General features: G+C 71.8%; 9 protein-coding genes and 1 pseudogene. 4 read left to right on the top strand and 6 right to left on the bottom strand.

What is annotated here, in order from left to right; genetic code table 11:
* Positions 1-71 precede the first annotated feature (71 nt).
* Positions 72-2,153: a P-loop NTPase family protein gene (locus tag C4T78_RS03270; RefSeq protein ID WP_093347393.1), complete on the top strand. Its 2,082-nt coding sequence runs from the start codon at positions 72-74 to the stop codon at positions 2,151-2,153.
* Here the strand turns inward: C4T78_RS03270 and C4T78_RS03265 are convergent.
* On the bottom strand, positions 2,132-3,364 hold the full coding sequence (locus tag C4T78_RS03265) for a CDP-glycerol glycerophosphotransferase family protein (RefSeq protein WP_093347396.1): 1,233 nt from the start codon (positions 3,362-3,364) through the stop codon (positions 2,132-2,134). The two genes, C4T78_RS03270 and C4T78_RS03265, sit on opposite strands and share 22 nt — an antisense overlap.
* Positions 3,343-3,831, bottom strand: a complete 489-nt coding sequence (locus C4T78_RS03260) for a hypothetical protein (RefSeq protein ID WP_146075828.1) — start codon at positions 3,829-3,831, stop codon at positions 3,343-3,345. The genes C4T78_RS03265 and C4T78_RS03260 overlap by 22 nt, the downstream gene beginning before the upstream one ends.
* Before the next feature lie 106 nt (positions 3,832-3,937).
* On the opposite strand from C4T78_RS03260, the gene C4T78_RS03255 reads away from it, so the two are divergent.
* Positions 3,938-4,396: a DUF3574 domain-containing protein gene (locus tag C4T78_RS03255; protein WP_258958318.1), complete on the top strand. Its 459-nt coding sequence runs from the start codon at positions 3,938-3,940 to the stop codon at positions 4,394-4,396.
* 4 nt (positions 4,397-4,400) lie between these two features.
* On the opposite strand, the gene C4T78_RS03250 is transcribed toward C4T78_RS03255, so the two are convergent.
* From C4T78_RS03250 to C4T78_RS03240, 3 genes and pseudogenes are all read right to left on the bottom strand, one after another.
* Positions 4,401-8,936 carry a CHAT domain-containing protein gene (locus C4T78_RS03250; protein WP_093347398.1) on the bottom strand — a complete coding sequence of 1,512 codons (4,536 nt, stop codon included), beginning with the start codon at positions 8,934-8,936 and terminating at the stop codon, positions 4,401-4,403.
* Positions 8,937-9,020: 84 nt separating this feature from the next.
* Positions 9,021-9,600, bottom strand: a pseudogene (locus tag C4T78_RS03245) (mycothiol transferase).
* A gap of 468 nt (positions 9,601-10,068) precedes the next feature.
* Positions 10,069-11,013, bottom strand: a complete 945-nt coding sequence (locus tag C4T78_RS03240; RefSeq protein WP_374703856.1) for a DMT family transporter — start codon at positions 11,011-11,013, stop codon at positions 10,069-10,071.
* A 47-nt stretch (positions 11,014-11,060) separates the two neighbouring features.
* Between C4T78_RS03240 and C4T78_RS03235 the strand changes: the two genes are divergently transcribed.
* Both C4T78_RS03235 and C4T78_RS03230 read left to right on the top strand, forming a co-directional pair.
* Positions 11,061-11,942: a LysR family transcriptional regulator gene (locus tag C4T78_RS03235; protein WP_093347404.1), complete on the top strand. Its 882-nt coding sequence runs from the start codon at positions 11,061-11,063 to the stop codon at positions 11,940-11,942.
* A gap of 131 nt (positions 11,943-12,073) precedes the next feature.
* Complete coding sequence (locus C4T78_RS03230) at positions 12,074-12,550, top strand: DUF7144 family membrane protein (RefSeq protein WP_143185742.1); 477 nt, start codon at positions 12,074-12,076, stop codon at positions 12,548-12,550.
* Here C4T78_RS03230 and C4T78_RS03225 read toward each other — a convergent pair.
* Positions 12,498-13,397, bottom strand: a complete 900-nt coding sequence (locus tag C4T78_RS03225) for a tellurite resistance/C4-dicarboxylate transporter family protein (RefSeq protein WP_093347409.1) — start codon at positions 13,395-13,397, stop codon at positions 12,498-12,500. The genes C4T78_RS03230 and C4T78_RS03225 overlap by 53 nt on opposite strands.
* Positions 13,398-13,451: the final 54 nt, after the last annotated feature.

Below are 13,451 nucleotides of genomic sequence, written 5' to 3'. Positions count from 1 at the left end.
CTTGCCGGATCCCGGCCGACACGAAGCGTTACGCTGGGTGCTGGTGATCTTCGGCGCGAGAGGGGCGGGCGATGACCGAGGACGTCGGCGGCGACAACCGCTTCGACGGCGAAGCGGAGAACGTCGTGCAGGCGCGCGACATCCACGGCGACGTCCACTTCCACGCGCCCGAATCGCCCAACCCGCCGCCGAAGCAGGTCCCGCTGCCGAGCCGGTTCTTCACCAACAACGAGCGGCAGCTCGCCGAGATCGGCGAGTTCCTGCGGCCGGGCGCCGATTCCGGGGAGCGGCCACCGGGACTGGTGGTCGTGCAAGGCCTGCCGGGCAGCGGGAAGAGCGAAACCGCCTACCAGTGGGTCCACGACCACCGCGACCACTACCCGGACGGCGCGTTCTACGCCCGGCTGGCAGCGGGCACGGACGAGCCCGGGCTGGTGAGCGAGGCGCTGCACCAGTTCCTGGTCGCCGTCGGCTACAAGACGGCGGAGCTCCCGGCCGGTCTGGACGCCCGCTCGAACCTGTTCCGGTCGTGGAGCAGCGGCAAGAAGGTCGTGGTCGTGATCGACGACGCGATCACCGCGGCTCAGGTCGTGCCGCTGCTGCCGGGCGAGGGGAACTCGGCGGTGCTGGTGACCGAGGCCCGGTCGTTGAGCGCGCTGCGGGTTCGCGCGGGCGCGGAGTTCGTGCCGCTCGATCCGCTGACCGACGATGCCGCGCGGCTGCTGGTGTCCCGCATCGTAGGCGGGGCGAAGGACCTGAGCGGGGAAGCCGATCAGGTCGACCGGCTGATCGAGCTGTGCGAGGGGCAGACGATCGCGCTGTGCGTGGCCGCCGCGGAACTCGCCAGCAGCCCTGAGCGGCCGGTGGCCCGGCTGGTCCGCGAGCTGTCGAAGGAAGGGCAGCTGCTGGGACGGCTGTCGCGCGATGCGGATCTGTCGGTCAAAGCCGTGTTCAACACCGCGGTGGCGCGCCTCGACGCGGAGGCGCGGCAGCTGTACGCGGCGTTCGGGCAGCACCCGGGCGCCGGTGAGGTGAGCTTGGCGGCGTTGGCGGCGGCCGTCGGGCGCGACGAGGACGACGTGCGGGAGGTGCTGGACCGGCTCACCTCCGCGCACCTGATCCGCGAGGTCGCTGAGGACCGCTACTTCGCCTACAGCCTGGTCCGCGAACACGCCCGCGAACTCGGCGAGTCCGCTGTGCGCGACCGCTTCACCGAGTACTACGTCCGCCGCGCCCTGGCCGCCGGGCACGCGGTTCGGCCGAACCGGGGATGGCTGGAAGCGCTGTGGCCGGGCTTCGAGCCCGAGCCGCTCGACGTCGCCGGAGCACGGGAGTGGCTGGCCACCGAAAGGGCCAACCTGCGCGCTGTCGCGAAGAGGCTGCACGAGGCCGGCGCGGAGCAGCTGTGCCAGCTTGCCGTAGCGCTGTGGCCGTTCCAGGAGCAGGGCAAGCACGTCGACGACATGGACGTGATCAACGGGTACGCCGCCGACGTCGCAGGTCATCGCGGGCTGACCTTCGCCGCCGGGCTCGCGCTCATCCAGCGGGGCTTCGCCTTCCAGGCGCGCGGGGAATCGGACAAGGCCGCCGAGCTGTTCGCCGAAGGCGAGGAGAAGGCGCGCGCGATATCCCGGGACGACCTGGCGGCCACCGCCGTGGAATCGCTGGGGATCAGCTTGCGGAACCAGGGCGACCGCCACGGTGCGCGCACCGCGCTGGAGCGGAACCTGGAAATGGCGGACCGGCTGGCCGATCCGCGACGATTGGCGCTCGCGCGGATGCACCTGGGATCGGTCGCCGAAGCCCAGCGCGGTGAGCACTTGCTCGACCAGGCACTCGCCGAATTCGCCTCCGAGCCCTACAACGCCGCGAAGACCCGCATGTGGCGGGGACGCCGGCGCACCGAGCAGCAGCGCTACGCCGACGCGAAGGCCGACCTGGGTGCCGCGCTGGAGTACATGACCGCGCACGGGCACCACTTCGACCGGGCGCAGGTGCTGGTCGGTCTCGGCGACAACGCGTTCGCCGCGGGCGATTCCGAGGCGGCGCAGAAGCACTTCCTGGAGGCCGCGACGATCTGCCGGACCCGGGGTTTCGCCGAGCTGGGCGAGCAGGTGCGCGTCCGGCTCGATCAGTCCTCGAAGGACAGCTGAACCGGCTCGGTGCGCGGTCCCAGCTGGAGCTGCTCGGGGAGCTCGTGCGGTGTGCGGCCGGAGCACAGCCAGGCGTGCACGACCGCGGCGCACGCCGGGCCGAGGTCGTCGGGGCCTTGGAAACGCACCACCGGCAGGTCGGTGCCGCTGATGATCCAGTCGCCCGCGCGGTCCCGCGTCGCGGCGAGCAGGCAGCCGGGCAGGCGCGACAGCGAAGCGCTGATCCACCGCAGCGGGTCGTCGTAGCGGTCGTCGTGGACCAGGACTTCGGCCAGCTCCAGCCAGCGCCGGTCCGGTTCGTCCGCGCAGGTCACGAGAACTCCGCCGGAGACCGCCGGTTCGTCCAGCGCCGCCGCCGGGAATCGCGTCACGGACGCGGACCGGTCGGCCAACCGCACCTGGATCAGCTGACTCCCGGTTCCGGGCGGTTGCGCGGCCGGCAGCGGGACGGCGGTGGAATCCGCCGGGACAGGCGGTTCCGGCAGCTCCAGTCGGGTGTAGATCTCGGCGCGCAGCAACGCCGCCGACCGGCCCGGCTCGGAGGTGGCGAGCTCGGTGATGTGGGCGTGCTCGGCCGGTGAATGCCCCGCGATCACCGCGTCGATCTGCCCGGCCAGCGGGGCCTGCGGATCCAGGCGCGGCGCGGTTCGCAGGAGGGCAGCGATCGGCGAAGCCGGGTCGACGGTCTCCTCCGGCCAGGTGGCGAGCAGGACCGGGGTGCCCAGCGCGGCCGAGTAGAACGTCACCGATCCGTGGTCGCCGATGGTGACGTCAGCGGCGACCAGCGCGGCTCGCCAGCCCTCCTCCGGAGGCAGCACGACCACGCCCGCCCTGGCGCACTCGGCCAGCCACATCCGTACCTGCCAGGGTGAATGGCCGTGCCAGATGTTCGGGTGCAGCGCCACCACGACGCGGTACTCGTCCAGCGGCAACTGGCGGGCGAGCCGCAGGACCAGCGACGGGTGCCTGCCGAACAGCGACGCCTGGCCCCAGGTGGAGGAGATCGCGACGCAGCGCTGGTCGGGGCCGATTCCTAGGCGGTTGCGGTAGGAATCGCGCAGCGGGCGGCTGGCCAGCATCCGGTCGAAGCAGGGATCGCCCGCGACCAGCGCGGCCGGGAGGGCTTGCGGGCAGTAGCGCGCGAGGCGGTCGCGCTGCTCGTGGTGCGACAGGACCGCGACCGAGGGAACTACCTCGCCCTCGTGCAGCAACCACGCATCGGAGAGACCGAAGACCGGATTCTCCTGGATTCTCCTGGATTCTCCTGGATTCTCCTGGATTCTCCTGGATTCTCCTGGATTCTCCTGGATTCGAGGAACTTATTGTACCCCATTCCGTGCGGCAGAACGATCAACGGCGCCCGGACCTCGTGCAGCGCGCCGCCGTAGCTGGCCGAGACGGCGAGGTCGAACTCGCCGCGCACCGCCTGCTCCCAGTCGATCGGCGTGATGCCGCGCTCGCCGAGGAAGTCGGTGGTGCCGGTGGTGAAGGCGCTGGACCCGATGCAGGTGAACACCGTCTGGATCCGCAGGTCGCCCGCCCAGTGCGGCACCACGTCGAGCAGGCGGGTGGCGGCTGTGACGTTGTGCACGATCACCAGCACGCGCCGGGTGGTCGAGGCGGTCCGCCACCGCCTGCCGGGCGCGCCGATCAGCAGTTCGTCCCACTCCAGCGCCACGGTGATCATCCTATCGGCCGGGTGCGCTTCCCTGATCGCGGGAATTCGGCCGCCGCCTCGCGGGGTGGCGCGCCCGCCGCGGCGCGGTGGACCTACTGTTCCTGGCGTGCAGAAGACGATCAAGCCGTCCTGGCGCATGACCACCGCGATGCTGGCCGCCGCCCTGATCGGCGCGGGTGCTCCCACCGCCTACGCCGCGCTCGGAGAGGAAGCACCGGTGCCGAGCGGGCGCGGCGCGCCCTTCGTGGAGACCAGCCTGCTGTTCGGCACCGTCCGCCCCGACGGCGGGCCGCCGGTCACCGACGAGCAGTTCCACTCGTTCATCGACGAGGTCGTCACGCCGCGGTTCCCGGACGGGCTCACCGTGCAGGACGGCTACGGCCAGTACCGCGACGCCAACGGCGTGATCGAGCGGGAGCGCTCGTTCGAGCTGATCCTGCTCTACCCGGTCGGCGAGTACCGGGACAGCGACCCGAAGATCGAGCAGATCCGCGCGGAGTACGTCGCACGCTTCGCCCAGGAATCGGTGGCCAGGGTCGACGACCGAGCCGCGGTGGACTTCTGAGGCATCACCTGCCGTGGTAGGTGAAGGCGGCCCAGTGCTCCGGGGTTGCGGGGTCGGTTTCGGCGAAGTGCCGGGCGAGTTCGTCCGGCACGCCGGGGACCGGGTGGCGGTGCGGGTCGAGCATCCACAGCTGCGCGGCGCGCAGGGCTTCGGCGGGTTCCGGTGAGCCGTCGTTGAGGTGGTGGTGGAAGGCGATCATGAACATCGCGGTCACCAGGTCGTCGATCTCCCACCGGGTGCCGACCACCCCGCCGGCCCCGGCGGCCAGGAACGCGGTGGCCAGGGTGAGGGCCTCGTCGTGCTGGCGGGCGGTCAGATCGCTGGAGCAGGCGGCCAGCACGACCAGCGCACCGCGCGGACCGCTCTTGTGCCGCAGGACGTCGCGCACCGGCAGCGACCGGGAACCCAGTCGCAGCGCGGATTCGACCGGGAGTTCGGCAGGCGTGGCGTGGCAGCCCAGGTGCAGCATCGTCGTTCCGGGCAGCGCGGTCAGCACGTCGTCCGGGCTCGGCACCGAACGCTGACCGGGGCGGCCGAGGTAGTGGCCGTGCGCGTAGTGCGCGGCGTGGATGTGCCCGATCTCGTGGCGGGTCCAGTACAGGTCGGGGGTCCGGACCAGGACCGGGCGGTCGGCGAAGCGCGGTGCCTGCCGCCGGGCTGCTTCGACGAACTGGCGCGCGGAGGCCGCGTAGCCGATGACGGCGTCCTGGCACGCGTAGCGGGACCGGCCGCCCGCGCCCGGTTTGCGCGCCGCGTGCCACGGGACGAGGTTCAGCTTCCCCGTCGGCACCAGCACGATCCGCGGCGGGCGGTCGCCGCCGAACCAGTCCAGCAGGGGCCCGATCGCGGCCGTCCACGCCCAGTCGCACAGATCGTGCAGCGCGGCCTGCCAGGGCTGCTGCACTGCCGGTCCGACGCGGGCCCGCTCGCGTTGCAGCAGGTCGAAGTGCTGGACCGGCTCCCGCTCGCGCAGCGCGGGGAGCGGGAGGTGGTGGAGCTCGCCGCCGTCGGTGATCACCACAGCTTCGCCCGCGGTGAGGTAGACCAGTGCGCGAGCGCTGCGGGCGCGCAGCGCCGCGCTGATCTCCGAGCTGCTCGGCGGGGAGAGCAGTTCTTCTTCCGCAGCAGTGTCTTTCAGGGCGCGCTGCACCGACAGCCGCAGGTCGCTGGGCAGCTGGAGTTCTGCCGGGCTGCTCCGGCGGCTCCCGGAATCCCAGGGCTGCTGCTGGTCGACTTCGGCGGACCAGCGCTCGGCCAGGTCCGGGTGACCGCTGTCCCGCAGCAGGTCCGGCATCGTCGCCGCGGAGGTCGCGGCGTGCAGGACCATGCCGCGACCGAGCTCCAGCGCCTGCACCGCAGATTCCAGGTCGTCCGCGCGCAGGCAGCGGTGCGCTGCTACGACGGCACTGCCGGCTGCCGCCGAAGCGACGCTCATCGCTCGCTGCGGGCTGGACTGCAGCAGCACGCCACGGGCGCGCGTCCGCAGCGCTTCCAGCCCGGTCTCGATCGCGCGGCGCAGGTCGCCGCGTTCTTCGTAGTTGCCCGCCAGGATGGTGAGGTTGGCAGCCAGCGCTTCGCCGGTGCCCGGCGGGCGCTCCCGGATCATGCGCTCCAGCCCGTCGATCGCCGAGTCCAGCGCATCGCTGGAAGCGCGGTGCCACGAGCGACCCTGGCGCGCGTAGGCCAGCAGCTGAACCGTGAAGTACTCCACCTCGGTGGACAGGCCCGGCTGCTTGCTCACCTCGTCGAGCGCTGCCAGGCCTTCATCGGCCAGGGCCAGATCGTCGGCGGCGATCCCGGAAGCGGCGCACAGCGCTGCCGCTCCGGAGAGCTCGATGGCGCGATTCTCATCGGATTCCGGCAACCGCCGGGCGGCCAGGAGCGCGCGTCGCGCCGCGTCGAGGTCGGCCCGGCTCGGCGGAGTGGAACCCGCCCGGAACTCGCGCGGTACCAGCAGGCGCAGCGCGATGACGCCTCTGACGATCCACCGGGCGCGATGGTCCGGTACGCCATCGCCGGCCGCCGCGCGCAGCTTGCTCAGCCCGGTGTCGACGTCGGTGAGCTGCTTCGACCACACCTCGTTCGCCCAGGCCAGCACCTCGTGCGGAGGATGCGGGGTTTCCGCGGAGTAGTACTGGGCGGCGTCGGCGTCCTCCCGGTTTCCCGAGGCCAGGAACCGGGCCATCAGCATCTTGCCCACGACCGGGTTCAGCTCGGCGCGCACCTGGTCATCGGAGGCCAGCAGCTCATCCGCCCGCCGCACGTGATCGAGCGTCTCCTGCACCGCTTCGAGCGAGTGGCCCAGGCCGTACTCGGCACTGAGGGCGAGCAGCGCGTGACTCATGCCCGACAGAGTTCCGACGTCCGGGTACCGCTGCGTCACGTGCTGGGCGATCTCCTTGGCCCTCTCCAGAGCTGCGCGGTCGCCGCGCAGGCCTTGCACGACCAGGAACGCGATCAGCGAGGTCAGTCCGTCGGCGTGCTCGGGCGAGCCTTCGGGCAGCGCTTCGAGCCGCTGCTCGCCCTGCCTGATCAGGTTCGCCAGGTCGTCGGAGCTGAGGCTCTCGGGAGAACGCACCAGGGGCAGCAGGAACATGCCGTGCAGCGGTGAGTCGGCGGGCAAGCCCTCGGACGCGGTGGCGAGCAGCCGCTTGACCTCGGCGTCGTCCTGGCGACCGGGCAGGGCGGCGGTGACCGACCGGATGGCGTCGAGTTCGACGGGGCTCAGGTCGTCACCGCTTGCCGCCGCGAAGTCGCGCAGGAACGAGGCGAAATCCCCGTGCGGGTCGGCATCCGCGTGCGGATCGGCCGACCAGGCCAGCAGCCGGATGGCGGCGAGCTCGTCATCGCTGGTGTCGGAGACGGCGGCCAGGTGCCGCTGGACCTCGGGCAGGCTCGTGCGGTCGAGGTGGTGGTGGAGCTCCTCGGGATCGGGCTCCGGCACGCGAAGTTCGGCGGGGACGTCGCGGAAGAGCAGCAGCATCGCCAGCGCGGCGTGGCAGCCGTCCTGCGTGTGCGGATCGTCCCAGGCCAGCGCTTCGGTGAAGGCTTCGCTGGCCAGGCGGTGGTCGTCCGCGGTGCCGCCCATCCGCAGGTACCGGACCTGGTACATCGAGGCGCGGAACATCCACGTCCGCCGACGGAGGTCGCCGTCCGGCAGCCCGTCGAGCGCGGCGTCCAGCAGCTCGATCGCTTCGGCCACGTCCGCCGGATCCTGGGAGTTCAGCGCGAGTTTCGTGCTGATGAACCCGCGGTGTGCCAGGAACTCGGAGCGTTCCGCATCGTCTGCCGGGTGCAGGTCGCGCAGGATCTCCGCGGCTCGCCGCAGGTCTTCCCGGGCGTCGCGGGCCGCGTGGGCGAGCGCGAGCTGGATGCGGGCAGCGGGCAGCTCCGGCTGGAACGCCACCATCGCTTCAGCGACCTCGACGCACCTGGCGGCGCCCTGGCCGGTCAGCTCGGCGCGCTGGATCAGCAGTGCGTTGAGCTGCGCCAGGATGCCGAAGCCCGCCGCGCTGCCGTCCGCCGCGATCAGCTCGCGCCGCAGCTCGGCGAGGGTCTGGTCCAGCTCGGTGACCGGCGGCGGGTCCGAGCCCAGGGCTGCCCGGACGGCGACGAGCATGTGGCGGTGCGGATCGTGCTCGTCGAGCGCGCCGATCAGCGTGCTCAGGTCTCCGCCCAGCACGTCCCAGTCCTGCCGGGTGGCTTCGGACGCCTGCCCGACGATGACGTTGACGCGGATTCCGGCGATGCCGGGAATCGCGATGGTCTGCGGGGAGAGCGCGTCGAGGTGCGCGCGCAGCGCGGCGGCCGGTGCGGCGCGGGTGTACTGCGCCGCTTGCTGCTCCGACCACGGCGCTGAGGTCCGGGCGTGGCGCGGCAGGTGCTCGGCCACGATGAGGTTGACCAGTTCGAGGTGGCAGTGGTCGGCCAGTTCCGGCGGGATGCCGGGCCGGTCCAGGATCGCGGTGAAGGTGTCGACGGCGTAGTGCAGATCGCTGTCCGGGCCGCCCATCTCGCGGAATCGCGCCGAGCACAGCTGCGCGCGCTGGATCTGCGCGCCGTGCCGCAGCTCATCGTCGGTGAGCAGTGGGAAGGCGGCGTCGAGGTCCGCGATCGCCTGCGCCGCGCACTCCTCATCGCCCAGCAGGACGGCGATGTCCGCGCAGAGCATCCCGCAACGGGCCCGGATCGCGACGTGCATCGGCAGCTCGTCGTCGAGCAGCGGGCGCAGCTCCCGCAGACGTGCGAGCGCGGCCTGCAGCGATTGCTCGCCGTGGTGCCGCGCACCCGCCCAGTGGGCCACGGCGAGGTGGAGCAGCGGCAGGGCTCGGGCGGGGGAGTCCGCCTGGAGCGCCTTGTCCAGCTCGCCTGCGACGCCGAGAGCTTCGACCGGGTCCTCGCCGGTCAGCTGGCTGCGCTGCAGGAGCAGCTCCACCAGCTCGACCGCGGCGCGGTAGGCCTGCTCGTCGTCGAGCTGCTGCGCCAGCGCCTCGCGGCGCGCGTCGATGGCTTCGGCGAGTCCGGCCGGAATCTCGGTCATCGTGCTCCCTGCGGAGTGGCCCCCGAGCACCGAGATTAGCGCGCGGCGATCACGACCGGTGCCGTTTCGTCCACAGTGGCCGAGTCATTCGCCGACCACGCCATCGGCGAGCTCGCGCAGCAGGTCGAGGTGGCCGACGTGCCGGGCGGTCTCCTGGGTGACGTGCGCCAGGATCCACCGGATAGTCCGCTCGCCGTCCGCGGCCAGGTCGTCCGGGTTCAGACCGGCGAGCGCGCAGGTGGAGCGTTCCCACTCCGCCTCGTAGGCCGCGATGACGGTCTGCGGCGGAGAGGTTCCACGACGGATCGGGGCTGCCCTCCCACAGCGACGGCAGCGCGGCACCGGTGCCGACGATCGAGATCCAGTGCCGTTCCACCGCGGTGAAGTGCTTGATGACGCCGAGCGCGGTCGTCTTGGGTGAGGTCGCGATCGGCGCTGCGACGGCGAGTTCGGGGCTGAGCCCGTCGACCTTGCCGACGGCGGTGTGCCGCAGGAACTGCAGGAACTCCTGGGTGAGCTGAAGCTCATCGGTCGCTTCTCCATCCGGCCAGCGCCGGTGGTGGACCGTCACCGCGGTGCTCCTCCGCTCGCCGTGCTCGCCGCCGGGACTGTAGTCGACGGCAACTGGGGTTCGGCAGGTGCGGCGCTCGACGCCGCGCCGCACCGCCGGGTTTCGGGTTGGGGAGACGGAGAAGCGCGGCCGCTGGCGGTGGCTGCGCCGAGCGGGGCTCGGCCCGCACCAGGCCCTTCGACGACTTCGCGGCCGGTTCGGCGAAGGGCCAGTAGCGGGAGGTGCTGCCGAAATCCCTGCCGTGGGCCCGACGGCCACGAATCCGTTCTGCGGTCCTACGAATCGTCTCGTCTTCTGCGATGGTCTGGAACGTCTCGGGCACGAGGATCTGCACGTCGACCGGCTCGCGGTGGCGGTATCGTTCCTGCGGCCGCTCGCAGGTCGTGGACTGCTCCGCACCGACGGTATCGTCCGGTCGGTTCGGCCCGGAGCGGTGCCCGAGCACACTGCCGGGTCCGGACCGAACCGCACGGGCCTGGAGTTCCTCCTGGAATCCGTTCCCTGGGAACCCGCTGACCCGACGAGATGATTCTGATCGGCTTCGAGCACCGCGCCCCGGTACTACTTGGCGGGACGGCGGGAGATCGCGACGCCGATGAGGCAGATCGCGCCACCTGCCAGCGCGTAGAGCGTGGGCGTTTCGCCGAGCAGCAGCCACGACAGCAGGACCGAGACCACCGGTGCCACGTAGGTCGTGGAGCTGAGCTTGCCCGCGCTCATCCGGCCCAGTGCGTAGGACCAGGTGGTGAAGCCGATCGCAGTGGGGAACAGTCCCAAGTAGATGGTTCCGAGGATCGCGTTCGGCGGTGCGGTCCGGAGCTCGTCGAGCAGCTGCGGGGCCCAGGGCAGGAGCACCGCCGTGGCGACCAGGCAGCCCAGCCAGAGCCCGATCAGGCCGTCGACGCCCCGCAGGGTGGCCTTCTGGACCAGCACTCCCGCCGCGTACAGGACGGCCGCGACCAGGCACAGCACCACACCGAGCCAGTCGCGGTGACCGGCCGAGCCGAGGGCGATGAGCGAGAGTCCGCCCAGAGCGACGAGGGAGCCGATGATCAGCACCTTCGGGTAGCCCTCGCCCAGGAACAGCCCCGCGCCGAAGGCGATCAGCAGCGGTGCGATGTTCACCAGCAGCGCGGCGGTTCCCGCGTCGATGTGCTGCTCGGCGGCGTTGAGCACCACCGTGTACCCGGCCAGCCAGAGCACCGCGTACACCGCGACCAGCAGCAACGTCCGGCGCGACTTCGGCAGCCGCGGCGCGCCGCGGAACCGGACCAGCACCAGCAGCGAGAGGGCGACGGCCGCGACGGCGAGGCGCATCAAGGCCATCGGCGCGGGCGAGAGGGAGTGCCCGATGTTGCGGATGGCCACGAAGGCTGATGCCCACAGCACGATGGTCACGGCGACGGCGGCCGTCGCCTTCCAGCGTTCGGTCGCGGGAGGAGCGTCGGGGGTCCGGGTCTGAACGGTCACGCTGGCCATCGTCACCAGCGCGAGAAGAAAGGACAAGCGACTTTTTCTACCGAATCGTTAAGAGCTGCTTTACGATTCAGGGCATGCTCGACCTGCCTAGACTGCGCGTGCTCCGGGCCGTCGTCGCGACGGGCTCGATCCGCGCGAGCGCTTCCGCACTGGGGTACACGCCCTCCGCGGTGAGCCAGCAGCTGTCCTCGCTGCAGCGCGAAACCGGGTTGCAGCTCTTCGAAAGGGTCGGCCGCGGGATCGAACCGACCACCGCGGGCCTGACGCTCGCGGCCGAAGCCGAGCCGCTGTTCGAAGCGGTCAGCAGACTCGAAGGCGTGGTCGGCGACCTGCGCGCGGGGCGCATCGGCAGTCTGTCGATCGGCTACTTCGGCACCGCCGGGGCGACCTGGCTGCCGTCGATCGTGGCCGCGCTGCGCGCCGAGTTCCCCGAGCTGCGGCTGGAGCTGCGGCTGACCGAGCTCGACCCGTCCGAGCCGGACATCGACATCCTCGTCGAGCGGCCCGGCACCGAGTACCCGCCGCAGGTCGCCGTGCACCACCTCATCGACGACCCGTACCTGCTGGTCGTCCGCGACGACGACCCGCTGGCCGAACGCGCGGAGGTGCCGCTGGCCGAGCTGGCCGAACGGCACTGGGTGGACAACGACTTCGCGCTGGGAGCTTGCCGCCAGGTGTTGCTCGACGCCTGTGCCGAGGCGGGATTCGCGCCCCGGTTCGTCGTGGAGACCCGCGACTACCAGACCGCGATCCCCTTCGTGGCGACCGGCATCGGCGTCACGGTGATCCCGAGACTGGGCATCGGGAACCTGCCCGCCGGCCTGACCGCGGTCCCCGTGGTGGCACCGGCGACCGTCCGCCGCATCAACGTCGTGGTGAAGAAGTCGGTCGCCGACCACCCCGCTGTGCAGCGCACCGTCGAACTGCTGCACGAGCTCACCGCGGGGGACTTTTGAACCCGGCGCGCGCCGGGCATCCCTGGTGAGCCCTTCTTCATCCCGACCACGGCCAGGCGGTGCCCGAGACCCCGCCTGGCGGTCGCCTGCGGAGGAAGGGGCGCGGGGCACGAGCGAACGGGGGAGCCATGATGACTTCCGGACGAAGTGCGGGGCGGCCGGAGACCGAGCAGAGCGCCGGGACGGCGCCGAGCAGTTGGGCGCTGACCAGTTCGGCGGAAACCCGGCCGCCGTCGGGGTGGCTCGCCTTCGCCGGCTCGATGCTGGGCCTGCTGGGGATCTTCAACATCATCACCGGGATCACCGCGCTGACCCGCCCGGAGTACTTCCTGGTCACCGCCAACCGGCTGCTCGCCTTCAACTACCCGATCTGGGGCTGGATCTGGCTCGCCCTCGGCATCGTGCAGGTCGTGGTCGGTGCCGGCGCGATGTACGGGCGCGGCTGGGCGCGCTTCATCGGCATCGACCTGGCCGCGCTGTGCGCGATCGGGCACCTGGTGTTCCTCACCGCCTTCCCGCTGTGGTCCGTGCTGGTCATCGCGCTGTCGGTGATGGTCATCTACGGGCTGGTGGTGCGGAGCGCGCCAACCGGAGGAGCGCACCCGTGACGCGGCGCGCGGTGCCCCACGCGGCCAGGCAGAGCACGACCAGCGCGGGCCACAGCAGCACCTGACCGGCCGTCGTCAGCCACCCCGTGCCGGTGGCCGCGGCGACGCCGAAGGTCGCCGTGCAGGTCATGCCCAGCGGGAAGACCGTCGCCCAGCGCCGGAAGTCGTAGCGCAGCCGTGGCGCGAACAGCTCCGACCCGGCCAGCACGACGTACCAGGCGGAGGTGATCGCCCACAGCACGACCGCGCCCGCTCCGACAGCACCGGCCGCTCCAGGCGGCAGCGCGGAAGCCAGCGCGGTGGTGGCCACGGTGCTGATCGCCAGCGCGCCACCAGCGATCCAGTGATCACCGCTGCCGCGCACCAGCTGGCGGAAGTCGAACCGCGACAGCACGAAGACGTACAGGCCGAGGCCGAGCACGTCCGCTACGGCCGCGAGCGGCAGCAACCAATCCGCCCCGACGGCCAGCTTCGCCGCCAGCACCGCGAGCGACTGGGTGGCCACGCACAGCAGGAAGCTCGAACCGACCGCCGGGGACTTCAGATTCCGGAGCACCCGCGGCAGCAACACCGCCCACAGCACAACAGCCACCGCCAGGAACGCCCAGCTCACCGTCGGCCAGCCGTGCTGGGCGAGACCGACGCCGAGCACCCCGGTCGCCGCGACACCCGTCAGCGCACCGGGTCGGACCGCCTCGGCGCGCCACGCCGGCGCGTCCGAGGCCAGCCGGGCCAGGAACGAGACCCCGAGCAGCGCCCACACCGCTCCGGCCACCGTCAGCAGCACCCAGGACAGCACCACGTCGCCCGCCGACTGCGCGGCGACCGACACGATGCCGATCCCCATCACCACCGCACCGGATTCGCACGGAACCCGGTGCGCAACCGCGGCGAACACGGC

This window comes from Saccharopolyspora kobensis (assembly GCF_900108315.1).
Lineage (GTDB): Bacteria > Actinomycetota > Actinomycetes > Mycobacteriales > Pseudonocardiaceae > Saccharopolyspora > Saccharopolyspora kobensis.
The sequence above is the reverse complement of the archived record's forward strand: the minus strand, read 5'-3'. Positions and strand labels throughout refer to the sequence as shown.